Origin of the sequence: Pseudomonas sp. HS6-2 (assembly GCF_049325675.2) — a bacterium.
GTDB classification, from domain to species: domain Bacteria; phylum Pseudomonadota; class Gammaproteobacteria; order Pseudomonadales; family Pseudomonadaceae; genus Aquipseudomonas; species Aquipseudomonas putida_N.
The window spans coordinates 3,278,122-3,303,711 of sequence record NZ_CM143906.1 but is presented as its reverse complement, the minus strand read 5'-3'; the positions used below and the strand labels follow the sequence as shown (position 1 = coordinate 3,303,711).

At 63.7% G+C, this 25,590-nt stretch carries 24 protein-coding genes, 1 pseudogene and 1 riboswitch; of the genes and pseudogenes, 13 read left to right on the top strand and 12 right to left on the bottom strand.

All coding sequences use genetic code 11. The features are described 5' to 3' along the window. Positions 1–80 precede the first annotated feature (80 nt). The 3 genes from ACOKS3_RS15320 to ACOKS3_RS15310 all read left to right on the top strand — a co-directional run bounded on the left by ACOKS3_RS15320 (position 81) and on the right by ACOKS3_RS15310 (position 2,540). Positions 81–1,178 carry a sugar diacid recognition domain-containing protein gene (locus tag ACOKS3_RS15320; protein WP_103447446.1) on the top strand — a complete coding sequence of 366 codons (1,098 nt, stop codon included), beginning with the start codon at positions 81–83 and terminating at the stop codon, positions 1,176–1,178. A gap of 112 nt (positions 1,179–1,290) precedes the next feature. Then, positions 1,291–2,427, top strand: a complete 1,137-nt coding sequence (locus ACOKS3_RS15315; RefSeq protein ID WP_422764266.1) for a glycerate kinase — start codon at positions 1,291–1,293, stop codon at positions 2,425–2,427. After that, positions 2,412–2,540, top strand: coding sequence for a hypothetical protein (locus ACOKS3_RS15310; protein ID WP_422764267.1), 129 nt, complete (start codon positions 2,412–2,414; stop codon positions 2,538–2,540). Before ACOKS3_RS15315 ends, ACOKS3_RS15310 begins: the two co-directional genes overlap by 16 nt. Here the strand turns inward: ACOKS3_RS15310 and ACOKS3_RS15305 are convergent. The 5 genes from ACOKS3_RS15305 to ACOKS3_RS15285 form a co-directional block, all read right to left on the bottom strand. Further along, entirely contained in the window at positions 2,530–3,480 is a 951-nt protein-coding gene (locus ACOKS3_RS15305) for a site-specific integrase (protein WP_422764268.1), read from the bottom strand. The two genes, ACOKS3_RS15310 and ACOKS3_RS15305, sit on opposite strands and share 11 nt — an antisense overlap. Before the next feature lie 154 nt (positions 3,481–3,634). Next, a complete protein-coding gene (locus ACOKS3_RS15300; protein WP_422764269.1) occupies positions 3,635–4,507 on the bottom strand; it encodes a phosphate/phosphite/phosphonate ABC transporter substrate-binding protein in 873 nt (290 codons plus the stop codon). Continuing rightward, positions 4,495–6,822, bottom strand: coding sequence for a putative bifunctional diguanylate cyclase/phosphodiesterase (locus ACOKS3_RS15295; protein ID WP_422764270.1), 2,328 nt, complete (start codon positions 6,820–6,822; stop codon positions 4,495–4,497). The genes ACOKS3_RS15300 and ACOKS3_RS15295 overlap by 13 nt, the downstream gene beginning before the upstream one ends. 80 nt (positions 6,823–6,902) lie before the next feature. Continuing rightward, entirely contained in the window at positions 6,903–7,889 is a 987-nt protein-coding gene (locus ACOKS3_RS15290; protein WP_103447441.1) for an SCO family protein, read from the bottom strand. 66 nt (positions 7,890–7,955) lie between these two features. Then, entirely contained in the window at positions 7,956–11,351 is a 3,396-nt protein-coding gene (locus ACOKS3_RS15285) for an Ig-like domain-containing protein (RefSeq protein WP_103447440.1), read from the bottom strand. Positions 11,352–11,603: 252 nt separating this feature from the next. Continuing rightward, a riboswitch (TPP riboswitch) is annotated at positions 11,604–11,718 on the top strand. A 31-nt stretch (positions 11,719–11,749) separates the two neighbouring features. On the opposite strand from ACOKS3_RS15285, the gene ACOKS3_RS15280 reads away from it, so the two are divergent. Together ACOKS3_RS15280 and tenA are read left to right on the top strand one after the other, a co-directional pair. Then, on the top strand, positions 11,750–12,397 hold the full coding sequence (locus tag ACOKS3_RS15280) for a TenA family protein (RefSeq protein ID WP_103447439.1): 648 nt from the start codon (positions 11,750–11,752) through the stop codon (positions 12,395–12,397). Between the two features lie 2 nt (positions 12,398–12,399). Next, on the top strand, positions 12,400–13,059 hold the full coding sequence (gene tenA, locus ACOKS3_RS15275; protein WP_422764271.1) for a thiaminase II: 660 nt from the start codon (positions 12,400–12,402) through the stop codon (positions 13,057–13,059). Between the two features lie 13 nt (positions 13,060–13,072). On the opposite strand, the gene ACOKS3_RS15270 is transcribed toward tenA, so the two are convergent. Further along, complete coding sequence (locus ACOKS3_RS15270) at positions 13,073–13,267, bottom strand: hypothetical protein (protein ID WP_116583648.1); 195 nt, start codon at positions 13,265–13,267, stop codon at positions 13,073–13,075. A 419-nt stretch (positions 13,268–13,686) separates the two neighbouring features. Further along, positions 13,687–14,547: pseudogene (locus ACOKS3_RS15265) on the bottom strand (MFS transporter); the annotation flags it as partial. Positions 14,548–14,876: 329 nt separating this feature from the next. On the opposite strand from ACOKS3_RS15265, the gene ACOKS3_RS15260 reads away from it, so the two are divergent. Both ACOKS3_RS15260 and ACOKS3_RS15255 read left to right on the top strand, forming a co-directional pair. After that, on the top strand, positions 14,877–15,860 hold the full coding sequence (locus tag ACOKS3_RS15260; protein ID WP_103447435.1) for a DNA-binding protein: 984 nt from the start codon (positions 14,877–14,879) through the stop codon (positions 15,858–15,860). Between the two features lie 56 nt (positions 15,861–15,916). Beyond that, on the top strand, positions 15,917–16,087 hold the full coding sequence (locus tag ACOKS3_RS15255; protein WP_181004496.1) for a DUF6021 family protein: 171 nt from the start codon (positions 15,917–15,919) through the stop codon (positions 16,085–16,087). Positions 16,088–16,134: 47 nt separating this feature from the next. Here the strand turns inward: ACOKS3_RS15255 and ACOKS3_RS15250 are convergent, their stop codons facing one another. Both ACOKS3_RS15250 and ACOKS3_RS15245 read right to left on the bottom strand, forming a co-directional pair. Beyond that, positions 16,135–16,386, bottom strand: coding sequence for a hypothetical protein (locus ACOKS3_RS15250; protein ID WP_103447434.1), 252 nt, complete (start codon positions 16,384–16,386; stop codon positions 16,135–16,137). 24 nt (positions 16,387–16,410) lie between these two features. Then, positions 16,411–16,911, bottom strand: a complete 501-nt coding sequence (locus tag ACOKS3_RS15245; protein WP_103447433.1) for a DUF4142 domain-containing protein — start codon at positions 16,909–16,911, stop codon at positions 16,411–16,413. A 162-nt stretch (positions 16,912–17,073) separates the two neighbouring features. Between ACOKS3_RS15245 and ACOKS3_RS15240 the strand changes: the two genes are divergently transcribed. Next, a complete protein-coding gene (locus tag ACOKS3_RS15240) occupies positions 17,074–18,639 on the top strand; it encodes a sensor domain-containing diguanylate cyclase (protein ID WP_103447432.1) in 1,566 nt (521 codons plus the stop codon). A 4-nt stretch (positions 18,640–18,643) separates the two neighbouring features. Here ACOKS3_RS15240 and ACOKS3_RS15235 read toward each other — a convergent pair whose 3' ends face one another. Then, the gene (locus ACOKS3_RS15235) at positions 18,644–19,150 is read right to left on the bottom strand and encodes a GNAT family N-acetyltransferase (protein WP_422764272.1); all 507 of its coding nucleotides are present in this window, start codon (positions 19,148–19,150) and stop codon (positions 18,644–18,646) included. A gap of 110 nt (positions 19,151–19,260) precedes the next feature. Here ACOKS3_RS15235 and dksA point away from each other — a divergent pair, with 110 nt between their 5' ends. Next, positions 19,261–19,668 carry an RNA polymerase-binding protein DksA gene (gene dksA / locus ACOKS3_RS15230; protein ID WP_103447430.1) on the top strand — a complete coding sequence of 136 codons (408 nt, stop codon included), beginning with the start codon at positions 19,261–19,263 and terminating at the stop codon, positions 19,666–19,668. On the opposite strand, the gene ACOKS3_RS15225 is transcribed toward dksA, so the two are convergent. Then, complete coding sequence (locus tag ACOKS3_RS15225) at positions 19,665–20,378, bottom strand: MgtC/SapB family protein (protein ID WP_422764273.1); 714 nt, start codon at positions 20,376–20,378, stop codon at positions 19,665–19,667. The genes dksA and ACOKS3_RS15225 overlap by 4 nt on opposite strands. A 382-nt stretch (positions 20,379–20,760) precedes the next feature. Here ACOKS3_RS15225 and ACOKS3_RS15220 point away from each other — a divergent pair, with 382 nt between their 5' ends. Then, the gene (locus ACOKS3_RS15220) at positions 20,761–21,234 is read left to right on the top strand and encodes a sterol desaturase family protein (RefSeq protein WP_103447428.1); all 474 of its coding nucleotides are present in this window, start codon (positions 20,761–20,763) and stop codon (positions 21,232–21,234) included. On the opposite strand, the gene ACOKS3_RS15215 is transcribed toward ACOKS3_RS15220, so the two are convergent. Further along, entirely contained in the window at positions 21,191–22,078 is an 888-nt protein-coding gene (locus ACOKS3_RS15215) for a bile acid:sodium symporter family protein (protein ID WP_103447427.1), read from the bottom strand. The genes ACOKS3_RS15220 and ACOKS3_RS15215 overlap by 44 nt on opposite strands. A 192-nt stretch (positions 22,079–22,270) precedes the next feature. Between ACOKS3_RS15215 and ACOKS3_RS15210 the strand changes: the two genes are divergently transcribed. From ACOKS3_RS15210 to ACOKS3_RS15200, 3 genes are all read left to right on the top strand, one after another. Continuing rightward, positions 22,271–23,152, top strand: coding sequence for a Dyp-type peroxidase (locus tag ACOKS3_RS15210; protein WP_422764274.1), 882 nt, complete (start codon positions 22,271–22,273; stop codon positions 23,150–23,152). A gap of 90 nt (positions 23,153–23,242) precedes the next feature. Beyond that, entirely contained in the window at positions 23,243–24,151 is a 909-nt protein-coding gene (locus ACOKS3_RS15205; RefSeq protein ID WP_103447425.1) for an aldo/keto reductase, read from the top strand. 4 nt (positions 24,152–24,155) lie between these two features. Beyond that, positions 24,156–25,445: an NTP/NDP exchange transporter gene (locus ACOKS3_RS15200; RefSeq protein WP_103447424.1), complete on the top strand. Its 1,290-nt coding sequence runs from the start codon at positions 24,156–24,158 to the stop codon at positions 25,443–25,445. Positions 25,446–25,590: the final 145 nt, after the last annotated feature.

The following is a 25,590-nucleotide window of genomic DNA, read 5'->3' as shown; positions in this document are numbered from 1 at the left end:
TGCCATCATCTGAGTCATAGTTATATGGCTAACGTTCCTCATGGGCGATGGCTCCAAAATCCTTCTGCAAGGACTCTTGAATGTTCGAACTGGACCATGACCTGGCGCAGGATATCGTCGATCGGGCGATGGCCATTCTGCCGTGCAACGTCAACGTCATGGACAGCCAGGGGCTGATTCTCGGCAGTGGCGAGTCGGAGCGCATCAACACCCGCCACGAGGGTGCGCAGCTGGTGTTGGCCAATGGCCGGGTAGTCGAACTGGACGTGGACGCGGCCAAGTGCCTGAAGGGCGTACAGCCTGGGGTCAACCTGCCGTTGATGCTCGACGGGCGCCTGATCGGCGTGCTCGGCCTGACCGGCGACCCCCAGCAACTGCGCACCTACGGCGAGCTGGTGCGCATGACCGCCGAGATGCTCCTGGCGCAGCGCCATCTGCAGGTCGAGCAGCAGTGGCGGCGCCAGCGTTGCGACGACCTGCTGGCGCTGCTGCTCGGCGGCAGCGGTGATTCGCCACGGTTGCTGGACGAGGCCCAGCAGTTGGGCCTGAAGCCCCAGTTGCCACGGGTGCCATGCCTGTTTGAACTGCAATCCGGGCCGCCTGCCGAGACGCTGTCGGCCTGGTTGATGAGCCGTTACCCAGAAAGCTGGTGCGTGAGCCCTTCGCGCGAGTCGCTGCTGTGGTGCCGGCCGGCGGGGCTGGTGCTGGATGAAGCACGCCTGATCGAGCGCCTGCGGCGCCACGGCTGGGAGGTGGAACGCCTGGCCCTGGGCAGCGCGGCGCAGAGCCTGGAACAGCTGCGCCGGGGCTACCGGCGGGTGCGTGACTTGCTGGCCTATGGCCGCGAGGTGTTGCCGAAGGAGCAGCTGCTGAGCCTAAGCCGCTACCGCTTGCCGGCCTTGCTCTGGCGCCATCGCAATGAAGACGCGCTGGATGAGTTGCTCGAGCCGTTGCTACGCCTTCGCGCCCGCGATGCCAGCGGCCAGTTGCTGACCACGCTGCGCGCCTGGTGCGCGCACGATGGCCAGAGCCAGGCCTGTGCCGATGCCTTGGGGATCCACCGCAACAGCCTGCGCTACCGCCTCGAGCGCATCGCCGAACTGGGCGAAGTGGACCCGTTGCGCCTGGAAGGCATGCTCAGCCTGTACCTGGGGCTGCAACTGCTACCGGCCGATTGAGCGCTGCCAAAGGCATTTGCCCAAACAACGTCGCCGGCCTTTTGTGCATCCGACTGAGGCCGCCGCGCCAGACAGCTGTCAGCATGCCTGTTATCAGGACAGGAGAATCCCCATGAAAATCGTCATCGCCCCCGACTCGTTCAAGGACAGCCTTGACGCTGCCGGTGTCGCCCGTGCCATTGCCCTGGGCCTGGGCGAGGCGTTGCCTGCTGCCGAGCTGGTCGAATGCCCGATGGCCGATGGTGGCGAAGGCACCATGGAGGCGATTGTCGCTGCCAGCCATGGCGAGTTGCGCAGGCTGACTGTGCGCGGGCCGCTGGGGGAGCGCGTGGAAGCCGGTTGGGGCTGGCTGGCAGAAAGCCGCACCGCAGTCATCGAGATGGCCCAGGCCAGCGGCATCCAGCTGGTACCCAGCGGGCAGCGCGATGCCTGCCGCAGCAGCACCTGGGGCACCGGCGAGCTGATCGCCGCCGCCCTGGCGGCCGGGGCGCAACGGATCGTCCTGGCCATTGGCGGCAGCGCCACCAACGATGGCGGCAGCGGCATGCTGCGGGCGCTGGGCCTGCGCCTGCTGGATGCCGGCGGGCAGGCGCTGGAGGAGGGTGGCCTTGCCCTGGCCCGGCTGGCCCATATCGACGCCAGTGACCTGGACCCACGGCTGGCCGAGGTGCAGGTCGACGTGGCGGCAGATGTCGACAACCCGCTATGTGGCGCCAATGGCGCTTCGGCGATCTTCGGCCCCCAGAAGGGCGCCAACCCCGAGCAGGTGCAGGCGCTGGACCAGGCTTTGGGCCACTTTGCCGACCACTGTGCGCAACTGCTGGGTAAGGACGTGCGCGACTTCCCGGGTTGCGGTGCGGCCGGGGGCATGGGCTTTGCCGCCAAAGCCTTCATGGGCGCGCGCTTCCGCCCCGGCGTGGAAGTGGTCGCGGAGCTGGCTGGCCTGGACGCGCTGGTGCAAGGCGCCGACCTGGTAATTACCGGTGAAGGGCGCTTCGACGCCCAGACCCTGCGCGGCAAGACCCCGATGGGTGTCGCCCGGGTCGCCAAACGTCATGGGGTGCCGGTGGTGGTGCTGGCGGGCACCTTGGGTGAAGGCTACCAACAGCTGTATGCCCACGGTATCGACGCTGCCTTTGCCTTGGCCAATGGGCCGATGACCCTGGAGCAGGCGTGCGCGAATGCCGCGCAGCTATTGCAGGACCGTGCCGGTGATATCGCCCGTGTCTGGCAATGCGCCATTGCGTAACCACACGGGTCGGCATGGTACCGGCGCAGCTGCGGCATTACCCCGATGCGGGCGACATTTACGCGATTCGCCCGGAGCTGGGTGGCATCGCCCGGTATGCCTTCAAGGAATGAGCGCCTGCCCCTGACTGGCCGGTAGCACGGCCAGCTCGCCGAAGCGTTGCGCGGCGTCGATATAGCGCAATGCCGACTTGGCGTCCTTCCAGCCAACGTAGCTCATCAGGGCCTTAAGCTCCCAGCCATTGGCCGTTGCCCAGGTGGCAAAGCCGCGGCGCAGGGAATGGCCGGTGTACAGCGCGGCGGGTACCTCGGCACGTGCCAGCATGCGCCGTAGCAGGCCGACCAGGCTGTTGCTGTTGAGTGGTGGGTCGCTGAGGTTGCCCCAGCGGTCGAGCTTGCGGAATACCGGCCCGTGGGCGATGCCCGCCACCTCGATCCATTGCAGGTAGGCATTGACCGGGCACAGCGTCTTCAGCGCCGGGGTGCGGTGCTGCACGCCCAGTGCTTCACGGTCGCCCTTGCTGCGCGGCAGGAACAGGGTGATGCCGACGCCAGCTTCGGCCTGGATGTGCTCCACGCGCAGGCGCGCCAGTTCATCGCCGCGAAAGCCGCGCCAGAAGCCCAGCAACAGCAAGGCGGTATCACGGCGAGCGCGGCGCAGGGCTGGGAGGTCGTGGCATGTGCGGGCCTGGGTGGCTTCTGCCTCGAAGCGCTCGACGGCTGCCTGCAGGTGTTGCAGCAACAGCGGGGCTGCTTGCCTGGGGGGTGTCGGGTGCAGGGTGCGGATGCCGCGCAGCACCTGGCGCACCAGCGGCGCCTTTGTCGGGTCGGGGAAGCCCTGGCTGATGTGCCACTGGCTGAGTGCTGCCAGGCGTTGGCGCAGGGTGCTGACTGCGTGCTGTTCGGCGTGGTCGGCCAGGTAGCGGGCGATGCTGTCGGCAGTGGCCGGCAGGAACCCGCCCCAATGGGCCTCGAAATGTTCGATGGCGGCTTGGTAGCTGCGCCGGGTGTTGTCGCGGGTGGCGGCGCGGACGTAGCGCTCGATGTCGGTCATGGCAGGTAGGTTGGTGGGAGACCTTGACACGATAGAGCTAATTGCTCCGCCTGTCCCGGCCTATTCGCGGGGCAAGCCCGCTCCTGCAAGGATTGCATAACTCCTGTAGGAGCGGGCTTGCCCCGCGAAGAGGCCGGTGAGGATGAAGAAAGTCTCAGCGAGGCAACGAAGCATCCATCAACTGCCGCAGCGGCGCATATTCGGCCTGGCTTACCGGCACCAGCCCGCTGGCATCCTGGGAGGCGACAAAGGCGGCCATGGCCTTGGGGTCGTCCAGCATCGCCGCGCGAATGCGTTGCTTCAGCGCCGGGCACAGGCTGGCACTGAACACATAAGGGTCGTAGTAGATCGGCTGTGAGCGCCATTGCACCTTGAGTGCAGCCGGGCTCAGCGCATGCCCGGCGAGGTAGGCATCGGCCCGCTCGCTGGCGACGAACGCGGCATCGACCCGGCCATCGAGCAACGCCTCCAGCGCCTTGTCGTGGGTCCCGGCATACACCAGCGCGCCGAAGAATTGCGGCAACGGCGAGCCGACTTCGATCGGGAACTCGACACTTGGCACCAGGCTGCCCGAGGTGCTGGCCGGGTCGCTCAGGGCCACGCGCTTGCCGCGCAGTTGCTCGATGTTTTCGACGCTGTTGGCACGGGTCAGCAGCAGCGCCTGATAATGGCTGCCGGCCGGGGTGTAAGGGCCAGCACTCAAGGTGAAGGTCGCGAACGGTTCGATGCCGGGGTCGCGACGGTTGGCCAATACATAAGATGCTGGGCCAAGCCGGGCGATATCCGCACCGCCGGAGACGATGGCGTCCACCACGCTTTCATAGGAGGCGGCAATCACCAGCTCCACCGGCACACCCGCTGCCTGGCTCAAGCGCTGCAGCAGCGGCTGGTGTTCGCGGACCATGTCCTCGCTGCTCTTGATCGGGATGACCGCCAGGCGCAGGCTGCGTGGCGTGCAATCGGCCACGGCGGCAGAGGCCAGCAGATTGGCCAGCAACAGCGCGGCCAGGGTCTTCACAACACGCATGGCTTTTCCTCGACACCGTTGAAGGGTGGGTACTCACGCAACTGCGCAGGCGACAACGGCCGGCTGAAGTGGTAGCCCTGGGCGATATCGCAGCCGGCGAGCTTCAGGCACACCACCTGCTCGCGGGTCTCGACGCCTTCGGCCACCACTTCCAGGCCCAGGCGCTTGGCCAGGATAATGGTCGAGGACACGATCGGGCTGTCGTCATAGCTGTTGGACAGCGGTGCGATCAGCGAGCGGTCGATCTTCAGCTTGCTCAGCGGCAGCGACTGCAGGTGCGCGAAGCCGGCGTAGCCGCGGCCGAAGTCGTCCAGGCTGATGCCCAGGCCAGCGGCCCGCAGGCGATGCAGGTGATCGACGGCGGTGCCTTCCGGGTCGAGGATGGTCGTTTCGGTGATCTCCAGCTCCAGGCGCTGCGGGTTGATGCCGTAAAGCTGCAACTTAGCCAGCAGGCGGGTGCTGAAGTCGGCCTGGCGCAACTGCATAGCCGAGACATTCACCGCCAGCCGTGCCTCACGGCCTTGCGCATCCCAATGGGCCAGTTCCACGCAGGCCAGGCGCAACACCTCCCAACCCAACTCGATGATGAAACCGCTGCGTTCGGCCAGGCTGATGAAGCGGTCTGGGTAAAGCAGCCCGAATTCGGGGTGATCCCAGCGCACCAAGGCTTCATAGCCCAGTACACGGTGGCTATCCAGGCGGATCTGCGGCTGGTAGTGCAGCACGAACTGGCGCTCGGTCAGGGCCGTGCCGAAGGCCTGCTCAAGGGTGAAGGCCTGGATATCGGAAAGGTTGAGTGAGGGGTCGAAGAAGCGGTACTGGGCGCGCCCGGCCTGCTTCGCCGAGTACATGGCGGCATCGGCGCTGCGGATCAGGCTGTCGATGTCCTGGCCATCACGCGGGCAGATGCTGACCCCGACACTGGGGCTGGTGTTGACCTCCTGGCCGTCGAGGGCGTAGGTGGCCGAGAGCTTCTGCACCAGCGTGCGCACCCAGCTGTTGATCTGCGCCTCACTGCGCTCGCCTGCCAGCAGCACGACGAACTCGTCACCGCCGAAGCGCGAAGCCTCGTCGCCGGGTTCGAGCAGGCGCTGGATACGCCCGGCCACCGCCTGCAGCAACAGGTCGCCAATCTTGTGCCCGAGCGAGTCGTTGATCGACTTGAAACGGTCCATGTCGATGAACAGGATGGCCATCAGGCGGCGCTTGCCGCGTTGTCGGGTCAGTGCTTGTCCTGCGACTTCGACGAACTGGCGGCGGTTGTGCAGGCCGCTGAGGTGGTCGGTGGCGGCGGCGTGGCTGCTGCGCCGGTGTTCGTCTTCCAGGCGGTCGATCAATTGCTGGTTGACCTGCTGCGCTTGCTCCAAAGCGCTGAACGCCTCCTGGCGCTTGCGCAGCAGGCGCAAGGTCCAGGCCAGGCTGGCGAGGATCATCAGGGTCATGCTCAGGTTCAGCCAGAACTGCCGTGAATAGGCCAGCGTGGAAGGGGCGAGAATCTCGTCATAACGCTGGCTGACCACCACGCTGAAGCCACGCTCTGGCACCCGCCGGTACAGGCTCTGGTACGGGACCCCGGACGCGTACTGGGTCAGTTGCCCGGCCGCCGCGTCGGCATCTGCCATATCCGGTTCGAAGCTGTCGCCTGCCACCACCACGCCGCTGGTATCGATGCGCAGACGCTCCTGGCCATCGTCCTGGATCAGGCGCATCAAGCCGCTGTCGCCAAGATCGATGTGCTGGAACAGCACCGCCAGGTAGCCAATGTCGAGCTGCACCACGAGGATGTTGTCGATCTCCCGGCCCGGCAGGTCGGTCAATGGCAACAGGAAGGGCAGGCGCCAGTTGGGCATGGTTGGGGGCGAGGTATCGAAGGCGGTACGTGGCAGGAAAGGTTTGAAACCGTAGTGGGCGACATGCACCTTCAATTGATCCAGCCATTGCGCTGGCAGCTGCGCGGCCTCGTCACTGTGGCTTGCGGAAAGCAGCCGGCCTTGGCGGTCGTACAGGCTCATGCGCTTGAACACCGGGTCCTCTGCCAGCAGCCTGGCCAGGCTGAGGCTGCCCTGGCGCAGGGTTTTCATGTCGTCCTGGGTTACCCGGCCCACGGCCTGGGCGCGGTCGACCAGCTGGCGCAGGCTTTCGGCAACGATACTGGCCAGGTTCAGATGCTCCGCCGCCTTGGCCGTCAGTGCATCCTGGCGCGAGGCGGCCTTCTGGGTGACGTGCAGCCCCCAGAGGAAGGTCAGGGTGGCTGCACAGAGCATCAGGATCAGCAAGCGCAGGAGGCTTGCGGAGGAGAGAGAGCGACGGATCACTGCTGTTGTTCCCGACCCTGGGTGATGGTCGAAAAATACGACAGGCAGATGACAGCCTCATGACTGGTGGCTAATTGCCTTTAAGGTTTTCCCCGATCCGCCAGGGGCGCCTGTATGCGCGTGGTCTCCTCCTGCAGGTAAGTGATCAACGCGCTGATCTCGGTATCGCCCAGGCGCATGTTGGGCATGGCCAGGCGGTTGTACTGCTCGAAGAGCAGGGTGGCCAGCGGCTCCTGCTCGGCGAGCATCTGGTCCGGCTCCTTCAGCCAGCGTACCAGCCAGCTGGGGTCGCGTTGCTGGGTCACACCAAGCAGGTCGGGGCCGATGCCGGGCTGGCCGGGCTCGGTGTTGCCCACGGTGTGGCAGGAGGAGCAGCGGGTGCGGAAGATCTGTTCGCCGCTGCTGGGCGGGCGGATTTCCGGTGCGCTGGCGTAGTCGTTGGCCATGGCACTGGCCTGTTTCCAGTTGTGCAGGCTGTTGCCTAGGCGATCGGCGAGAATGTAGGGGCTTTCGAAGGGCGAGGCCTTCATCCAGCGGCCGGTGGCCTGGTTGCCGATGATCAGGCTCAGGTTGTGGTCCTTGGAACGGCCGTTCTCCAGGCCTTCGATGTACAGGCCCAGGCGCCGGCGCAGCTGTTCGATGTCTTCAGGTTCGCCGGTGAGCAGGGTCCAGCCGGGGCCGATGCCGAACTTTTCGGCATAGCGCTTGAGTGTGGCGGGGGTGTCGTTGTAGGGGTCGATGCTGATGGAGTAGAGGAAGATGTCCTTGCCCACCCGGTCACCGAGGATCTTCTGCACCTGGCGCAGGCGGGCGGTTTCCACCGGGCAGGAGTCGGAGCAGCCGGTGAAGATGAAGTTGATCGCCACCACTTTGTCCTTGATCAGGTCGTCGAAGAACCGCACCGGCTTGCCGTCCTGGGTAACCAGCGGGGTGTTGGGGAAGTAGTCGGCGCCCCATGGGGTGGCGGCTTCGGCCGTTTGCATCGATTGTGCCGATTTGATCGGCCAGTAGTGGGTACCGGCGGCGAACAGGGTGAGTGCGAGCAGAACACGCCATGACAGGGCCATGATGTATGTCCTCTGATTTGCGGTGAGCCGCGAAAGGGCCGCAGAGCGGCCCCCGTGCAACGCGTATTACTTGACGCTGACTGGCACCGTGACGCTCTGCCCCAGGGCCGACTTCACGGTGATCGTCGCCGGTGTCGCCAGGCTGCCACCGGTGGTGGTCACCGACAACCGCCAGCGCGCCCCGCTGGATGCCGCCGTCAGCGTTGCCGTGCCCAGGTTCAGCGGGCCACTGGTGGTGGCTGCGGCCACGCTGATGCTGTTGCCGGTGGCAACCGAGGTGGTGCCGGAGATGTCCCAGGTGTAGCGGTTGTTGCTGCGCACCTGCACCACGGCGCTGCTGACCTGGACCTCGTCGGCATTCACCGCCGGGCTCACTGCCACGCTGACCGTGGCCGGTGTCAGCGACTCGGCGCCCTTGGCGTCACGCGCCGTGTAGTTGAAGCTGGCGGTGAACGGGGTGTCGACCGTAGCCGGCGGGGTGTAGGTTACGGTGGTGCCGTCGGTGCTGACCGAGCCCTTGCCGGAATCAGGCTGGCTGAGGTCCTTGACGGTCAATGGCAGGTTGCCTTCCGGGTCGGTGTCGTTGGCCAGCACGTTGATCACGATCGGCTTGCCTGCCTTGGTCGCAGCGCTGTCATTGACGGCCACGGGTGGCTTGTTGGCCGGATTTTCTCCGTTGTTGCTGCTGGCGGTACGGAAGGTCGGCAGGCCTACCGAGGCCATATACTGCACGCCATCCCAGCCTGGCAGCGGCGTCGGCATGACCTGGAACTGCCCAGGGTGCTCGATGTCCCAGCGCAGCAGCATCGACGAGTCTTCATGCTGGGTGTTGTGGCAGTGCTCCATGTAGGTGCCGGCGAATTCGCGGAAGCGAATGGCCATTTCCACTTCACCCGAGGAGTCGGCGTCCGGGCCGATGCGGTAGACGTCCTTGCGTGCCCATTTTTCCCACTCTGGCGGTGCCTTGCCGTCACGGCTGAGGATCACGCCTTCCTCGAAGTGCACATGCACTGGGTGGCTCCAGCCGTTGCCACCGTTCTTGATCTTCCACACTTCCAGGGTGCCGTCGCCGCTGAAACCGCCCTGGGTCGCTTCGCTGGCCAGCTGTGGCGCGGCGGAGATGCGCCGTGGGTCCATGCTGTAGCCAAATCCGCCGTCGGTCTTGATGGTCCAGGGGCTGGTATCGGTGCCGTCGGAGCGGCCGAAGATGAACTCGCGGTGGCGGGCAGCCTTGATTTTGGCCTGGTCGGCCACGGCGGTGCGGTCGATGGTCAGCGGGATCATCTTCAGGCCTTCGGCCTTGCCCGGCTTGGCCGGTTCATAGGCGCTCGGGTCCATGCTGAGGTCCTGGCCGCTGTAGGGCTGCACGATCAGTTGCATGACCTTGCCGACTACCGGGTCGCCCTTGTCCCACTCAGGCCCGCTGCTGGTCTGCTGGATCACCGCCTTGTACTTCTCGGACAGCACATCGGCCAGCGAGATAGGCTGTTTCGGGCCCTTGCCGGTTTCGTGCTCCATGATGTTGACGATATACAGCTTGTCGCCGACCTTGATCCCGTTCTTGGCGAAGTTGATGATGATGTCGTAGCGCTCGGCGATGCCTTGCAGCGGCAGGATGGCGTTGTTGTCGTCGGTCTTGCCGTCGCCGTTGAGGTCCATGGTGCCGTCGAACGGCACGGCGTGTTCCATGATGTTACCGTCGTTGCCAATCATGTGGAACGGCACGCGGGCATACGACACGTTGGAACCGGACGGCCCCTTGAACTCGCCACCGTTGCCGGCGATTTCACGCACCACGGCAAACTTGAAGTAGCGCGACACCGAGCCGTTGAGGATACGGAAGCGATAGGCGCGGGCGCGGACCTTGAGCTTGGGCTGGTACTGCCAGTTGACCAGCACCTGGTCGCCGAGGAAGCCGTCGGTGTTGAAGGGGTTGAACCACAGCTGACCGTTCTGATCCCAGGCTTTGTCGGCGATCACCAGGTTGACGTCGTAGTCGCGGTTACCCCAAGGCATCGCCGAGCCGCTGGGGAAGCGCAGGTTGACACCGTCCTGCAGCGCTTCGTTGCCGCGGTCGATGGCGCTGTAGTAGTTCATCATCACGGCGTTGCCCTTGTAGACGTTCTGCGCCGTGAAATCCATCATGTGGTCGTGGAACCAATGGGTACTCATGGTTTCGTGCCAGTCGCCACGAATCTTGATGCTGCCGTTCTCGCAGGTCTTCAGCCCCGGGTTGGCGTCGTTGACGTAGAGCGTTTCACCCGGCGAGCAGGGGAATGCGGCGCGCGGGTCTTCGGCACGGGTGTTGATGGTGTCGTAGCCAGCCAGCTGGATCGGCCAGCGGTAGTCATAGTACTGGCCAGGGAAGAAGTAGGCGTTGGCGAAGCCATCGCTCTCGGCCGGTGAGTGACCGTTATGCTCATGGGTGGAAATGGTGTGCAAGCCGAAGCCGGCGTTGGCTGCCGGGTCGATCGGCAGCGCGTTGTAGTGGCGCATCAGCACCGGTTGGCCATAGCGAACCATCAGCAGTTTCGGCGGAAAGGTGCCGTCGAAGGTCCACAGTGACTTGTGGTTCTGCAGCGGGAAGTTCGGGTGGAAGCGGGTGTCGATGCCCTTGGTGGTGCCGAGGGTGTTCGGGATGTCCGAGGTCTGGTAGTACAGCCCGCCTGGCGCGAACTCACCGACGGCATAGTTGTGCAGTTGCTTGCGGTCACGCAGCCCCTGGTTGATGCGCGCACCTGCCTGCGCAGTCTTGAACACTGCCTGGGGGTAGAACTCGTTCCAGCGCTGGTGCGACCAGCCTTTTCCTGGTGGCCGGCCTTCCGCTGGCGAGCCGACCGAGTTGCGGTTCAGGAACAGCTCGATCTGCGCCTTCCACGGGTTGCGGTCGAGGGTGTTGGCGTACTGGGACGGGTACGGGTACAGCCCCGGCTGCTTGAGGAAGGCCTCCAGGGCATTGCCATTGGGGCTGCTGCGGGCGACCACGTTGGGGTCTTGAGCAGGTTCCGGGCCCAGAGTGGGGACCGGGAAGGTCAGCGAAGGGGGCGGCAGATTGGGGTCGAGTTTTTCCGGGCCGAATTCCTCGAACAGCAGCAATTGCTGGGTGAACGGCTGCGCTCCAAACAACGGGCTCGGCTTGCCGTTGGTAGGGTAATTGCGTGATGTCTGCAGGGCGGGCGGCAGCACGTTGTCGACGCGGTTGGTCTGCCGAGTACCGTACAACCCGTTTTGCAGCTCCAGCGAACCTTCGTTGGCTTCAGGCAGGTTGAACAGGTTGAGCAGCGACGGGGCGGGGTCTGCCGGCTGGTCATCGTAATGCGAGGGGTCTGTCGGCGGCGGCTGGCTGACATCATCCAGCGAAGAGGCCATGGCTGAGATCAGCCCGAAGCTGAGCATCAGCGCGGTCACGGCAGACAGTTTGAAGGCGTGGCTGTTGGGGTGGATCACGGCAGGTGTTTTCATTGCCTGGTGCCTCGCTCACGGCTAAATGGCTATGGGCCATCAATGGCGTATTGCCGGGTTTTGATGGCCTGAGCAACGGCTGTGCCAACAGATGTTTCGGTAATACTTTGTCAAACAACTCCTTGCGGCGCCTGAGGCGCGCTAAATAACGGGGTGTCAAGGACCGGGTCTAGGCCCCCGAAACTGGGCAGGGTTGGGGCCCAACTCTGGTGATGGAGTGGGTGACAATTGGTGATGGGGGCTGTATACATGTTGCCCACCAAGGGGAGCCCGGCAACGGGCTGAGAAACCGCTGACAGCTGCAGCGCGGTGACCCTTCGAACCTGATCCGGATAATGCCGGCGAAGGGATGGGACAGCCGAACCTGCCTTTTGCCGGCCTCACTGCGAGGCCACACCATGACCGAACGCTTCAGCGAAACCCTGCAACGCCAGAACCAGCCGACTTGGTCGGCCGCCGTCGGCCACCGTTTCGTCACCGAACTCTGTGCAGGCAGCGTCGCCGACCCGATCATGGTCCGCTACCTGGTTCAGGACCACCGCTTTCTCGACAGCTTCCTGACCCTGCTCGGCGCCGCCATCGCCACCGCCGACACCTATGAAGCCCGCCTGCGTTTCGGCCGCTTCGCGGGGATGATCTCCAGCGACGAGAACACCTATTTCCTGCGTGCGTTCGAAGCCTTGGACGTCAGCCCGGCGCAGCGCACCGAGCCTGCAGACACTGCACCTACCGCCGGTTTCAAGGCCATCATGCGCGAGGCCGCGGCCACCCGTTCCTATGCTGCCGCGCTGGCCGTGCTGAACGTTGCCGAAGGCCTTTACCTGGACTGGGCTCTCAAGGCACCCAAGCCGTTGCCGGCCAACTTCGTCCATGCCGAATGGATTACGTTGCACGACAACCCGGCATTCTGTGATTTCGTGGCGTTCCTGAAGTCCGAACTGGACCGTGTCGGCCCCCAGGAGGCCGCATTGGCCAGTGATTTCTACGCAAGGACCGTTGAACTGGAGCTTGCCTTCTTCGACGCCATTTACACCGAGGAGGCTTGAGCATGGATATTTTCGAGCGCTTGAAGGCTGCTACTGCCGGCCAGTGGAACAGCTACGTCGATCACGACTTCGTGCGGCAGATGGGCGAGGGCACCTTGTCGGAACAAGCCTTTCGCACCTACCTCATCCAGGACTACCTGTTTCTCATCCAGTTCGCCCGCGCCTGGGCCCTGGCCGCCTACAAGAGCCGACTGCCGGCGGATATCCGCGCCGCCCAGGCCGGCCTGGCGGCGATTCTCGACGAAACCGAACTGCACCTGCGCCTGTGTGCACGTTGGGGGTTGTCGCAAGCCGATATCCAGGCAGCCCCCGAGCACCAGGCGACCGTGGCGTACACCCGTTACGTGCTCGACTGCGGCGCGGCCGGTGACCTGCTCGAACTGCATGTGGCGTTGGCACCGTGCGTGATCGGCTATGCCGAGATCGGCCGCACGCTGGCGGAGCGCATTGGTGATCTGAGCGACCACCCGTACCGGGAATGGATAGGCGAGTATGCCGGCGAGGGCTACCAGGGCGTGGCCGCGGCGGCGCGCAAGCACCTGGATGAACTGGCGGCACGGAGCATGACCGAGCAGCGGTTTGGGGAGCTGGCACAGATCTTTGGCCAGGCTTCGCGGCTGGAGGCTGATTTCTGGCAGATGGGGCTGGATGGCGTTGACTGAGTGCCGGTTGGCTTCAGTCGGGCTGTTTCATTGAGGTTTTGTGAATTGCCGTGCACATGTACCGCACGGCGATTCGATCGCGTTCGGGCAGGGTGCGGTAGTGGTCGATGAGGTTGACCTCTTCCTTGTTCAGGCGACGCAGGAACAGGCGCTGGTTGAATGACGTGAAAGCACGGAGGATGCGGATCAGAACGGAATCGATTGCCATGGAATCGCCTTGCATGGTTGTGGGCTCTCTTCCGTGAGATTTTCCCTGCTTTGTCAGGGTAAAGGCGAAGTCTAGCGATCTGGGTCAATGTTTCAAGTGATGGGGCTGCTGCAGGCAGCCCAAGCTTTTCTCAGCCGGTGCTCATTTGCGTTTTCGCTTTCTGGGTTGAATGGGGGCTTCCTCGAACGCCTCTGGCGGTGGCGGCGCTGCGCGAACGTTGAATACGCGGCAGATGACGTACCAGCAGATGGCTACTGACAGGTTGTAGGGAAAGAGCACTGCCCAGAACGGTAGTTGCCAGTTCTTTTTGCCTTGCATTTCTCCGGGCTCGCCGGTGCGCCAGGGGGCGTAATGGTTCCAGGCTTCTGCTGGTGTGAGGCATATGGCGTGTAACGGTCTGTGCCACCAGTTGGGTTCGCCTGGAGGAGGGAGTTTGTCGGGGCCGTGGTCCATGAGATCACCAGCAGGCCCATGAAATAGGTCGCCCACAAGGCCAAAGTGCCGAAGCGGTAGCGCTCGCTGAACAGCTGGCGAGCCGGGGCCTTGTGCTGCACGGACGGTTCGCTGACGGTAAAGCGGGTGCCTTCGGCGAATCGCCCGCCGAGTTTGGCCAGGGCTGCGGCAATCTGTTGTGCCGGCGCCTGGCGGGCCGCCAGGAAGCGGGCGGACTCCGGCAGCAGCCACAGCAACAGGGGCAGCAGCGCAAGCGGCAGCACGCCGCCGGCCAGCAGCACCGACTGCCAACCGTGCTGGGGAATCAGCCAGGCTGCGAGAAACCCGCCCAATCCCGAGCCCATGTTGAAGCCGGTAAACATGACGGTGATCAGCAGCGAGCGGCTGCGCTCAGGCAGGTATTCGGACAGCAGGGTGGTGCTGTTGGGCATGGCCGCGCCCAGTGCGATGCCGGTCAGCAGACGCAGCACCGCCAGCTCATAAGGGGTGCGGGCGAAGGCGCAGGCCAGGCTGAGCAGGCTGAAACCGGTGACGGCAATCAGCAGCACCTTCTTGCGCCCCAGGCGGTCGGCGTAGGGGCCGGCCGTGAGAGCGCCGAGGGCCAGCCCGACCATGCCAGCGCTCATCACCGGGCCGAACGCTGCACGCGACAGCCCCCAGTCCTGCATCAACGATGGGGCGATGAAGCCCATGACGGCCACGTCGAAGCCATCGAACAGCACGATCAGAAAGCACAGCGACAGGATCAGCCACTGATAGGGCGAGACAGGGCGGCTGTCGATCCAGTCTTTGACGTCGACGCTGGCGTCGACAGAGGGCTTGAGCATGGGGGATCACCTTTTGTTCTTGTAGTGGTGAGTAGTCCGGATGGAGAACCACCGCGCCGGATTTCGGCGGCAGGTGACTGTAAGGCGCGCCTGGCCGCGAGCGCCTCTGGGAAATGCTTAATGGGATATCGAATCTGCTTATCGGCGACGTTTCGCCGCCGGCGTACCGGCTGCATCGATCAGCTACGGGGAGCGCTGTTTTTCTAATTAACATGCGATAAGCCGTGATTATTAAGCCTTAGATTTAACTTGAAATATTGCCAGGCAAGGAACAAAATTCTTACGTAATTACATGGTACGTATCATGTTACGAAATCGTAGGAGCAATCATGGCCCGGGGCGGTATCAACAAGGCGGTAGTGCAGCAGGCGCGGCAGGTGCTGATCGCCCGGGGCGAGTACCCCAGCATCGATGCGGTACGTATCGAGTTGGGCAATACAGGCTCGAAGACCACCATCCATCGCTACTTGAAGGAGCTTGAGGGGCAGAAGCCTGTGGCCCTGCAGGGGCAGGCTGCCCTCAGCGATGCGCTGACCAAACTGGTATCACAATTGGCTGCGCAGGTGCAGGAGGAAGGCGACGCCCGTATCGAGCAGGCCGAATGCGCGTTCAACGAGGAACGCGAAAAGCTTGAGGCGCGGTTGCAGCTGGCGCAGCAGGCACTGGCGGCCGCCCACCAGCAACAGCAGATCCAGGCTGCTGCACTGGCTGCCGAGTCGGAGCGCCTGGTGACTGCACAGAACTCGCTGCAGGCCGAGCAGTTGCGCAGCGCCAGCCTCAATCAGTCGCTGGGCGAACTGCAGGTGCGCCTGACCGACAAGGACGAGCAGGTCCGCTCACTGGAAGACAAGCATCGCCACGCCCGCGAAGCGCTGGAGCATTACCGCAGCGCCAGCCGCGAACAGCGTGAGCAGGAGCAGCGTCGCCACGAAGCGCAGACCCAGCAGTTGCAAGTGGAGCTGCGTCAATTGCAGCAAGGCATGATCGTCAAGCAGGACGAACTCACCCGCCTGCACCGCGATAACGAGCGGATGCTCGGTGAGCATCGCCAGGTCAACAGTGAGTGCAAGGTCAAGGATGAACTGCTCGAGCAGCGCGACTCGCAGATCCAGGGCTTGCGTACAATCCTCGCGCAGGCTCAAGGTGCCAGCGATGAAATGCGCCGGCAATTGCAGGTGCAATCGCAAAGCCTGGAAGACAAACGCGCGCAGTGTGCCGAGCAGGGCAGGCAATTGCAGCACTTGCACGATGAACTGGTTGACCGTGATGAGGCGCTCAAGGCCTGCCGCGCACAGCTGAAAGCGGTCAATTGAATCAAACTTCCTCAGCTGCCTGTGTTCTTCCGTAGACATCACCGGGAGAGCGCAACATGAACAAGCCAGAGCAGCATCGACAGGGGCCGCATTCCTCAGAGCAGGCGAGTAAAAAGCATGATCTGGGCTTCGACCCGGATTCGCCCGACCTTGAAGATCCGCAAGTCGACCCACAAGGGCCGGCCAAACCGCCCAGGGATGACGAGAAAGCCAACACCAAGCCCTGATGCAACACGCCCCATCGCCAGCAACTGGACGATGGGGCGGCTGTCATTCAGCTCTCAACTTGCTTGGCCGCTTCGACCCCTGATGAAGACAGCTTGATCGGATAGCTCATGCTGATTTGGTGATCATCACCCACCGCCACGCTACCGTCCTGGATCAATCCATGCTCCTGGAGCGTCTTGAGCATGCCGGCCACGGCTTTCTCGCCGCGGTAGTTGTCCAGTAGTTCCTTGCCCAGGCCGTGCGGGTGGGCGTGCAGCAGGCGAGTGAGGATTTCGCTACGCAGTGCATCATTACTCATGTGTGGCCTCGTGTGCTGGGACGGTCACTTGCCGTGGGTAGCCTGGAGTGCCTTGGCCTGTTCCAGGTGGTGCTCCAGGGTCGGCAGTGTTTCGCTGGCAAAGGCCTTCAGTTCAGGCTTGTCGGAGGACGCCGCTTCCTTCTTGAACAGTTCCACGGCCTTTTCGTGGGCGTCGACCTGGTTGTTTACGTACGACTTGTCGAACGACTCGTCACGCCATTCGAGGATCATCTTCTTCACCTTGTCGGTCAGCGTGGCTTCGTCGGGAACGCTGATATCCAGTTTGCGGGCAATGTCGCCAAGTTTCTGGTTGGCCTTGGTGTGGTCGGTGACCATCTGCTGGGCGAATGTCTTGATCTCGGCGTTCTGACTTTTTTCCATGGCCAGGTTGCCAGTGACCGTTTCGGCGATCCCGGCCTCAGTGGCGGCCTCGACAAAATCATCGGATGTCGCGGCCAGTGCCTGCAGCGACGCCATGCCCAGCACCAGCGACAACCCAGCGCGTTTGATAAACAAATTGCTCATGCCTGACTCCTTGATACCGGTGGCGCGACCTCAGTGTCGCGTACGGTTGAGCCGGGCTTGTTGGCAAAGGTTTAGTTTTTCTTGGCACCGGGCGACCACCGTGAGGCACCTGAGTGCTGAACTATAGTCAGAGGTGGCATACGCTTGAGGGCAAGGACTTCCATGAGTGCAGCCAGAAAACAGGATGACGACGGGCTGTTCGCGGCCAGTGGCGAAGGGCGTGCCTTGGTATTGTTCCGCCTCGTCCTGGCATTCATGGCCATGATGATGCTGGCATTCGTGCTGGTCGAAGGCTGGCGAACCTGGCGTGATTACCGGCTCGCTTTCAGCACTGCCGAGAACATGGTCAGCAACCTGGCCAGGGCCACCAGCCAGCATGCCGAAGACGCCATACGCCAAGTGGACGCGATCACCGCAGCGCTTGCCGAGCGTCTGGAGGGTGATGGCTTCGATCATCTTGACCGCCCACGCCTGCATGCATTGCTGGCCCAGCAGATGGCGATCATGCCGCAACTGCATGGCCTGTTTATCTACGCACCGGACGGCAGCTGGATCGTGACTTATCACGACGCGATACCGCCCAATGCCAACAATGCCGACCGCGACTACTTCATCTATCACCGTAGCCATACCGACCGCAGCGTGCACATCGGCTCGGTGGTGCGCAGTCGCACCACTGGCGACCTGATCATCCCCATCTCGCGCCGGCTCAATAATCGCGATGGCAGCTTTGCCGGGGTATTGCTCGGCACCATCAAGGTGGACTGGTTCGTGCGCTATTACGGTGATTTCAAAATCGATGAAAGGGGCGCGCTGGTGCTGGCCAAGCGCGATGGCACCATCCTGGTTCGCAGGCCGTTCGTGGAGCAAGTAGTGGGACGCAGCCTGGCCAACAGCGAGGTGTTTCGCAACCACCTGCCCTATGCCAACGAAGGCCTGGCCGAGGCGGTGGCGGTGATTGACGGGACCCCGCGGCTGTATGCGTACAGGGCATTGTCGAGTTATCCGCTGGTGGTGGAGGCGGGCCTGTCGCGGGAATCGATCATCGCGCCCTGGCGGCAGGATGTGATCAAGTCGGTCTCGGTACTGTCGCTGTTGTTGGCCGGCCTGGCTGCGTTCGGCTGGGTGGTGCTGCGCCAGCTGCGCGAGCGTATCGCCATCGAGCGGGCGCTGCACCAGGCGCACCAGACCCTCAAGTCACTGGCCCTGACCGATAGCTTGACCGGGCTCGGCAATCGCCGGAGGCTGGATGCAGTGTTCGAGGCCGAACTCAAGCGGGCTCGGCGCCAGGGGCGTCCGGTGGCGCTGGTCATGCTCGATCTGGATTACTTCAAGCTCTATAACGACCGCTATGGCCACCCAGCCGGCGATCAATGCCTGCGGCGCTTTGCCGAGCTCTTACAGCAAGCGTTGAAGCGGCCTGCGGACCTGGCAGTGCGCTATGGCGGTGAAGAATTCACCGTGTTGCTGCCTGACACCGATGTAGCAGGCGCCGAACTGGTTGTCGAAGAGATCATGCAGTTGCTGCGCCGCCACGCGATCACCCACGCCGGTAGCCCGTTGGGAGTGGTATCGGCCAGTGCCGGGATCGCCGTTGGCTATCCGACACTGGATGCCAGCACGCCAGAGAGCCTCATGGCGGCGGCTGACGCTGCGTTGTACCAGGCCAAACGGCAGGGGCGTGATGGTTATACGGTGGCAGCCGCGTTGGCAGAAAGTACCGAATGACTGCTCAAGCCAGAGCCAGGCGCATTGCACACCGCCCACTCAAACCATGCGCACGCTCTGTTGCCAGAATGCCCTGCAGTCTTGCGTCAAGCTGCTGATCATCGAGCACTTCGAACCCGTATCGGGCATAGAAGGGGCCATTCCAGGCTACTTGCGCAAAGGTAGTCAAAGTCAGCGTCAGGACACCCCGATCTCGCGCCACGGCACATGCCTGGTCGAGCAACTGCCTGCCGATACCTTGCCCCTGCAGCTGCAACCGTACCGAAAGCTCGTGAACATGCAGCGCTTGGCGTTCCAGGCTCATGCACACAAAGCCCAGGACCTGCCCATGGTCATCCTCGGCCAACCAGCTGCCATGATCGTCAATGAAGGCCTTGTGCGCCATTTCGTCCAGCCCCTCGGCATTGGCCAGCCAGGCCAGTTCAGGCAGCCGCAAGAATGCGTGTGCGGCGGATTGCTCGACTGCAATCAACTGGGCGATGTCAGCGGGCAGGGCGGGGCGTATGTGCATTGGATGTTCCTCCGTGGACGGGCAACAGTCTGCGGTGAGCTGGGCGGGACTTGCAATGAATGGGTTATAACGTAACATTTGCAGTTTCCCAGCCACGTGAGACTGCCTTGATGACTGAAGAGGAACTGCTGCGCCAGGCTCCTGCAGCCTACATGAACGAAGTCCAACAGCAATTTTTCCGCAAGTTGCTGCTTGGCCAGCGCTTCGACCTGCAAGCGCGTATCGACGAGGAGTTCCAGGCCCTGCGCGAGCAGGAAGTGCACAGCGACCCGGCTGACATCGGCAGTGCCGAAGAGGAACGGCGGTGGCGGCTGCGCTCGCTGGAGCGGGAAAAGAAACTGCTGGACAAGATCGACCAGGCGTTGGAGCGCCTGGCCCGGGGTGAATATGGCTGGTGCGAGGAAACCGGCGAGCCGATCGGCCTGCACCGCCTGCTGCTGCGCCCTACGGCAACGCTGTGCATCGAAGCCAAGGAGCGCCAGGAGCAGAAGGAGCGGCACCTGCGCGAAGTGCGTTAGTCCGCTGCCAGCGCCTGGGCCTGCAACTGCCAGCGCACCGAGCTGATGCCTTTCTCCAGGCTCACCCGACCCACCAGCCGCTCCAGTTGCGCCGGCGCCTGCGGGTTGCCGAGCAGTTCTGCGCGCACTTCCAGGCGCGCCGGGTTGGCCAGGTCTTCACTGTGCAGCGATTGCAGGCGCAGCTGTGGGTCGCCCAGGCTGTGCAGCATCAGGCTGCGCACCTGGATCTCATCTTCGGCGCGGCAGACGATGCGCACCTCGAACCGTTGTTCGACCTCGCTGGCGGGCAGCACCTCCTGGCGGTCGAGACGCTGGGCGATATCGCGCAGCAGGATGTTGGCACACAGCACCATCAGGCTGCCCAGCGTTGCCTCTAGCAACAGCCCGAGGCTGCACAACACACCGACCGCCGCGGTGCACCAGAGCGTGGCGGCGGTGTTCAGGCCACGCACATTGAAGCCATCGCGCATGATGACCCCGCCACCGAGAAACCCGATACCCGACACCACGTAAGCGGCCACCCGCGAGGCATCGTTGGGTGCCATGCCAGGCACTGCCTGGGTCATCAGCACGAACAGGCAGGCACCGGTGCTGACCAGCGCGTTGGTGCGCAGCCCGGTCAGGCGCTGACGCAGTTGGCGCTCGGCACCGATCAGAGCGCCGAGCAGCAGGGCAATGCCGACGCGCAGCAGAAAGACTTTCCAATCCATAGCAAACCTCTTCCACGGGCACACGCCCGCACGGTTGAATAACCAGAAAATGCGCAGGACCACGAAAGGGAAGAGGGGAAAGCCTTCAAAGGCTGAAGAATTCCACCGCCTGGCCAATGGCGAGACAGTGGCAGGAAGCTGCCGGACTAGCTCGCCGTGTGGGCCTGTCGCAAGCGACTGGGGCTACTGTCCAAAGCAGGACTCCTGTTCAGGGATGCGAAATTGCGTCGCGGACCTTACGCCGCCGTCCACGCCGGGTCAAGGGCAGAAACATGACAAGGGATTCATCAGGAAATGCCCTACAGCAGGTCACGCCTGCATAGAAATAAACCTGGGTAATCGGTACCCTTGCGCCATTCTCCGCCATACCCCGGACCGTTACATGCTGTTCAATCTCGCCGTGCTGCTCGGCACCCTGGTGGCCATGGAAGGTGTCGGCACGCTGGCTCACAAGTACATCATGCATGGCTGGGGCTGGTGGCTGCACCGTTCGCACCACGAGCCGCAGCTGGGCATGCTGGAAACCAACGACCTGTACCTGGTGGCCCTGGGGCTGATCGCCACGGCGTTGATCGCCCTGGGCAAGGCCGGCCATGCGCCCTTGCAGTGGGTGGGCGCTGGCGTGGCCGGGTATGGCGTGCTGTACGTGCTGGCCCACGACGGCTTCTTTCACCGGCACTGGCCGCGCAAGCCGCGGCCGGTCAACCGCTACCTCAAGCGCCTGCACCGCGCCCATCAGTTGCACCACGCCGTGAAGGGGCGTACGGGCAGCGTGTCGTTCGGCTTTTTCTATGCGCCGCCGCTGAAAGTGCTCAAGCGCCAGCTGCAGGCGCGGGTGCCACGCGACCGCGGCTGACCCACCAGCCAAACCCTGCGGCGGTGAAGAACATGATCAGGCTGTACAGCGCGGCTGGCACGGCCATGGTGGCGTTGTTCAGCAGCGAGGGGCTCAGCGCCAGGGCGATGGCCAAGGTACCGTTATGGATGCCGATCTCCATGCCGATGGCGATGGCCTGGCGCTTGGGAATGCTCAGCAGGCGCGGCACCCAGTAGCCGAGAGTGAGACTGATCAGGTTGAACACTAAGGCTGCCAGGCCCACCACCGGGGCATATTCGACAACGGTCTGCCAGTCCTTGGCCAGCGCCAGCACGATGGTGAATGCCAGGAACAGCGCTGCCACCAGCTTCATCGGTTTTTCCATGCGTGCAGCAAATCGCGGTGCCCAATGGCGGATCATCATGCCCAGGGCCACCGGCAGCAGGACGATGGCGAACACCTGCATGACCTTGGCGAATTGCAGCGGAATTGCCTGATCCGATGTCATGAACCAGGCCAGCGACAGGTTTACCAGCAGCGGCATGGTCAGGATCGCAATCAACGAATTGACCGCCGTCAGGGTGATATTCAGCGCCACATCACCATGGGCCAGGTGGCTGAACAAGTTGGCCGTGGTGCCGCCCGGGGACGCGGCCAGCAGCATCAGGCCGACCGCCAGCGCCGATTCCAGGCCAAAGCCATTGGCGATCAGGAAACATACCAGTGGCAGCAGCAGGAGCTGGCAGCACAGGCCAACCACCACCGGTTTCGGGTATTTCACCACGCGGGCGAAGTCGGCCAGTGTCAGGGACAAGCCGAGACCGAGCATGATGATGCCCAGTGCCAGGGGGAGGAACGCAGTCAACAAGGGTGAGGCGGTCATGGGCAGGCACTCGGGCAAGGGATGCAGGCAGTCTAGGCCGGCCTTGCGGGCCGGCTGATCGCAATGCGCCAGTACTTGGTAACCGTTTATTACCGGATTACTGGCAGACCTTGACGCACAGCGTCTCCCTGCCGCGTTGCGATAGGCGCCCCAGCGCAGTAGCATTCCGCTTTTGCCGAGGATTAGTCTGTCATGCCGTTCCAGCAAGGTCTGCTTGCCACCCCCGTGCCGGCCCACGCCCGTCACCTGTTCTTCGCCCTGCAGTCGCCCGAGGCGCTGCCTGCCGTACTGGATGTATTGCTGCCGCAGGTGGATGGCCAGAACCTGATCCTCGGTATCGGTGCGCCGTTGGTAAAAGCCCTTGGCCGCGACATCCCTGGCCTGCGCGCCTTCCCGCAGCTTGATGCCGCGGTGGAAAACCCGAGCACTCAGCACGCCCTGTGGTTGTGGCTGCGCGGCAACGAACGTGGCGACCTGCTGCTTCAGGCCCAGGCACTGGAACAGGTGCTGGCCCCGGCATTGCACCTGGCTGACAGCGTCGATGGCTTCCTGCACCGCGGTGGCCACGACCTGACCGGTTACGAAGACGGCACCGAGAACCCGGTGGACCAGGATGCGGTGGATGCCGCCCTTCTAGCCGGCGGGCAGCCAGGCCTGGCCGGTTCCAGCTTCGCCGCTTTCCAGTTGTGGAAGCATGATCTGGAGTACTTCAAGTCGCTGCCTCAGGCTGACCAGGACAACATCATCGGCCGCCGCCTGAGCGATAACGAAGAACTCGATGACGCGCCCGCGTCAGCTCACGTCAAGCGCACCGCCCAGGAAAGCTTCGAGCCGGAAGCGTTCATGGTGCGCCGTTCGGTCGCCTGGGCCGACAGCCGTGGCGCAGGCCTGGCGTTCGTCGCACTGGGCCACAGCTTCGATGCCTTCGAAGTGCAGCTGCGGCGCATGAGCGGCCTGGAAGATGGCATCATCGACGGCCTGTACCGCTTCAGCCGGCCGCTGACCGGTGGCTACTACTGGTGCCCACCGATGACCGAGGCGGGTCTGGACCTGAGCGCATTGCTGCAGGCCTGATCACAAAATATCCAGATACACAATCACCTGCCAGCGCAGGGGAGAGCGGCTAGCCTTGAAAGTTTCCGACTTATTGGCGGGAGCCTTGCCATGTTCAAGCGTCGCGATGTCCTACGCGCTGGTGCGGCGTTGGGGTTGGTAGCCGCCAGCCCTTGGCTGCATGCCGCCAGCTCCGCTGGGTTGCTGACGCGCAAGGTCCCCTCCACGGGCGAGGCCTTGCCGGTGATTGGTGCTGGCACTTCCGGCAGTTTCGAGGTCGAGGCCGGCTCCACCGAGTTCCAGCAGCTCAAGGTGGTGCTCAAGGCATTCTTCGACGGTGGCGGCAAGGTGATCGACACTTCGCCCAACTATGGCGGCGCCGACAGCGTTCTCGGGCAGTTGCTGGAGGAGGGCGGCTGGCACCGGCAGTGCTTCATTGCCACCAAGATCGCTGCCGACAGCCGGGCCGATGCCGAAGCGCAATGGGCCGGCACGCTCCGGAGCCTGCGCACTGACAAGGTCGACCTGCTGCAGATCCACAACCTGCGCGACTGGCAGACGCAACTGCCCTATGCCCGCGAACTCAAGCAGCAGGGCAAGGCCCGTTACGTCGGTATCACCCATTACCTGAACAGCGGCCACGAAGACGTGGCGCGCATCGTGCGCAGCGAGCCGCTGGACTTCATCCAGATCAACTATTCGGTGAATGCCCCACAAGCGGCACGCGAACTGCTGCCGTTGTGCCAGGACAAGGGCGTCGCCGTGCTGATCAACCGCGCTTTCGACGACGGCCGGTTGTTTGCCAGGGTGAAGGACCAGGCCCTGCCGGCGTGGGCCGCCGAGGCCGGTGTCGGCAGCTGGGCACAGCTGTTTCTCAAGTTCGCCATCAGCCACCCGGCAGTGACCACGGTGATACCGGCGACCGGGCGACCGGAGCGTCAGGTTGACCAGCTCAAGGCAGGGCATGAGCCGCTGCTCACCCAGGCGCAACAACAAGCGCTGATCAAGCAGTTCGCCTGAGCCCATGAACAGCTGGGGCAGGCGCCTCGTCCAGCCCGGGGAGGGGCCTGCGGTGATCGCCGGGCTATCGCTGTTCTACCTGCTGTTCACCGGCTACTTCATGCTGCGGCCGGTGCGCGAAACCATGGGCGTGGCGGGCGGTGTAGATAACCTGCAATGGCTATTCACCGGCACCTTCATCGCCACCGTGGCCAGCCTGCCGCTGTTTGGCTGGCTGGCCTCGAAAGTACCTCGCCGGCACATCCTGCCCTGGACCTATGGTTTCTTCGCCAGCAACCTGGTGCTCTTCGCTGTGCTGTTTGCGGTTGATCCAGACGACCTGTGGAACGCCCGGGCTTTCTACATCTGGCTGTCTGTGTTCAACCTGCTGAGCATTTCGCTGGCCTGGAGTGTGCTCACCGACCTGTTCTCCACCGAGCAGGGCAAGCGCCTGTTCGGCCTGCTGGCTGCCGGGGCCAGCTTGGGTGGCCTGAGCGGGCCGATCCTGGGTACGCTGCTGGTGGCGCCATTGGGGCACGCCGGGCTGGTGCTGCTGGCCGGGTTGTTGCTGGTGGGCAGCGTGGTCGCCTGCGCCTGGCTGCAACACTGGCGCGATCGCAACCCATTGCCTGATACGAATGAACAGCCCACATCGCGCGCCCTGGGCGGAAATCCCTTCGCCGGCGCGACCGCCGTGTTGCGCTCACCTTATCTGCTGGCGATTGCCTTGTTCGTGGTGCTACTCGCCAGTGTCAGTACCTTCCTGTATTTCGAGCAGGCCCGCATCGTCAGCGAAACCTTCATTGATCGTACGCGCCAGACCCAGGTTTTCGGCCTGATCGACACCGTGGTGCAGGCGCTGGCCATCCTCACGCAAGTGTTCCTCACCGGCCGCCTGGCCAGGCGCATGGGCGTAGGCGTGCTGCTGGTGGCGGTTCCGCTGGTGATGGCAGCGGGTTTCCTCTGGCTGGCGCTTGCACCGGTATTTGCCCTCTTCGTGGTAGTCATGGTGGTGCGCCGGGCGGGTGAATATGCGCTGGTACGGCCAGGCCGCGAGATGTTGTTCACGGTCTTGCCGGCCGAGGACAAGTACAAGGCAAAAAACTTCATCGACACTGTGGTGTACCGCGGTGGCGACGCCCTGAGCGGCTGGCTCAAGCGCGGGTTGGACCTGCTGGCCGATCACCCCCAGCTGGCGATGCTGATCGGCGCTGGGCTTTCCATAGGCTGGGCGTTGACGGGTGGTTGGTTGGGCAGACGTCAGCGCCAGGCAGAATCGGCTGTCGCGCCAAATAAACCACCGCCTCATATTTAACGCCACCGGTCCGAACCCTTCGCAATAAAACGAATCCCCCCGATATTTCCGAACTCCGACCTTATGTACGGCGCAGCGCCGTGCACTTCGAAAGCCACAAGAGGTTAGAGACCATGGCCAACAAAGAAAACAGCCGCAGCGGCAG

Bases quoted from the DNA above. Each gene is read 5' to 3' on its own strand.
- ACOKS3_RS15320 (WP_103447446.1), top strand. From the start codon at position 81: ATGTTCGAACTGGACCATGACCTGGCGCAGGATATCGTCGATCGGGCG.
- ACOKS3_RS15315 (WP_422764266.1), top strand. From the start codon at position 1,291: ATGAAAATCGTCATCGCCCCCGACTCGTTCAAGGACAGCCTTGACGCT.
- ACOKS3_RS15310 (WP_422764267.1), top strand. From the start codon at position 2,412: ATGCGCCATTGCGTAACCACACGGGTCGGCATGGTACCGGCGCAGCTG.
- ACOKS3_RS15305 (WP_422764268.1), bottom strand. From the start codon at position 3,480: ATGACCGACATCGAGCGCTACGTCCGCGCCGCCACCCGCGACAACACC.
- ACOKS3_RS15300 (WP_422764269.1), bottom strand. From the start codon at position 4,507: ATGCGTGTTGTGAAGACCCTGGCCGCGCTGTTGCTGGCCAATCTGCTG.
- ACOKS3_RS15290 (WP_103447441.1), bottom strand. From the start codon at position 7,889: ATGGCCCTGTCATGGCGTGTTCTGCTCGCACTCACCCTGTTCGCCGCC.
- ACOKS3_RS15285 (WP_103447440.1), bottom strand. From the start codon at position 11,351: ATGAAAACACCTGCCGTGATCCACCCCAACAGCCACGCCTTCAAACTG.
- ACOKS3_RS15280 (WP_103447439.1), top strand. From the start codon at position 11,750: ATGACCGAACGCTTCAGCGAAACCCTGCAACGCCAGAACCAGCCGACT.
- tenA (WP_422764271.1), top strand. From the start codon at position 12,400: ATGGATATTTTCGAGCGCTTGAAGGCTGCTACTGCCGGCCAGTGGAAC.
- ACOKS3_RS15270 (WP_116583648.1), bottom strand. From the start codon at position 13,267: ATGGCAATCGATTCCGTTCTGATCCGCATCCTCCGTGCTTTCACGTCA.
- ACOKS3_RS15260 (WP_103447435.1), top strand. From the start codon at position 14,877: ATGGCCCGGGGCGGTATCAACAAGGCGGTAGTGCAGCAGGCGCGGCAG.
- ACOKS3_RS15255 (WP_181004496.1), top strand. From the start codon at position 15,917: ATGAACAAGCCAGAGCAGCATCGACAGGGGCCGCATTCCTCAGAGCAG.
- ACOKS3_RS15250 (WP_103447434.1), bottom strand. From the start codon at position 16,386: ATGAGTAATGATGCACTGCGTAGCGAAATCCTCACTCGCCTGCTGCAC.
- ACOKS3_RS15245 (WP_103447433.1), bottom strand. From the start codon at position 16,911: ATGAGCAATTTGTTTATCAAACGCGCTGGGTTGTCGCTGGTGCTGGGC.
- ACOKS3_RS15240 (WP_103447432.1), top strand. From the start codon at position 17,074: ATGAGTGCAGCCAGAAAACAGGATGACGACGGGCTGTTCGCGGCCAGT.
- ACOKS3_RS15235 (WP_422764272.1), bottom strand. From the start codon at position 19,150: ATGCACATACGCCCCGCCCTGCCCGCTGACATCGCCCAGTTGATTGCA.
- dksA (WP_103447430.1), top strand. From the start codon at position 19,261: ATGACTGAAGAGGAACTGCTGCGCCAGGCTCCTGCAGCCTACATGAAC.
- ACOKS3_RS15225 (WP_422764273.1), bottom strand. From the start codon at position 20,378: ATGGATTGGAAAGTCTTTCTGCTGCGCGTCGGCATTGCCCTGCTGCTC.
- ACOKS3_RS15220 (WP_103447428.1), top strand. From the start codon at position 20,761: ATGCTGTTCAATCTCGCCGTGCTGCTCGGCACCCTGGTGGCCATGGAA.
- ACOKS3_RS15215 (WP_103447427.1), bottom strand. From the start codon at position 22,078: ATGACCGCCTCACCCTTGTTGACTGCGTTCCTCCCCCTGGCACTGGGC.
- ACOKS3_RS15210 (WP_422764274.1), top strand. From the start codon at position 22,271: ATGCCGTTCCAGCAAGGTCTGCTTGCCACCCCCGTGCCGGCCCACGCC.
- ACOKS3_RS15205 (WP_103447425.1), top strand. From the start codon at position 23,243: ATGTTCAAGCGTCGCGATGTCCTACGCGCTGGTGCGGCGTTGGGGTTG.
- ACOKS3_RS15200 (WP_103447424.1), top strand. From the start codon at position 24,156: ATGAACAGCTGGGGCAGGCGCCTCGTCCAGCCCGGGGAGGGGCCTGCG.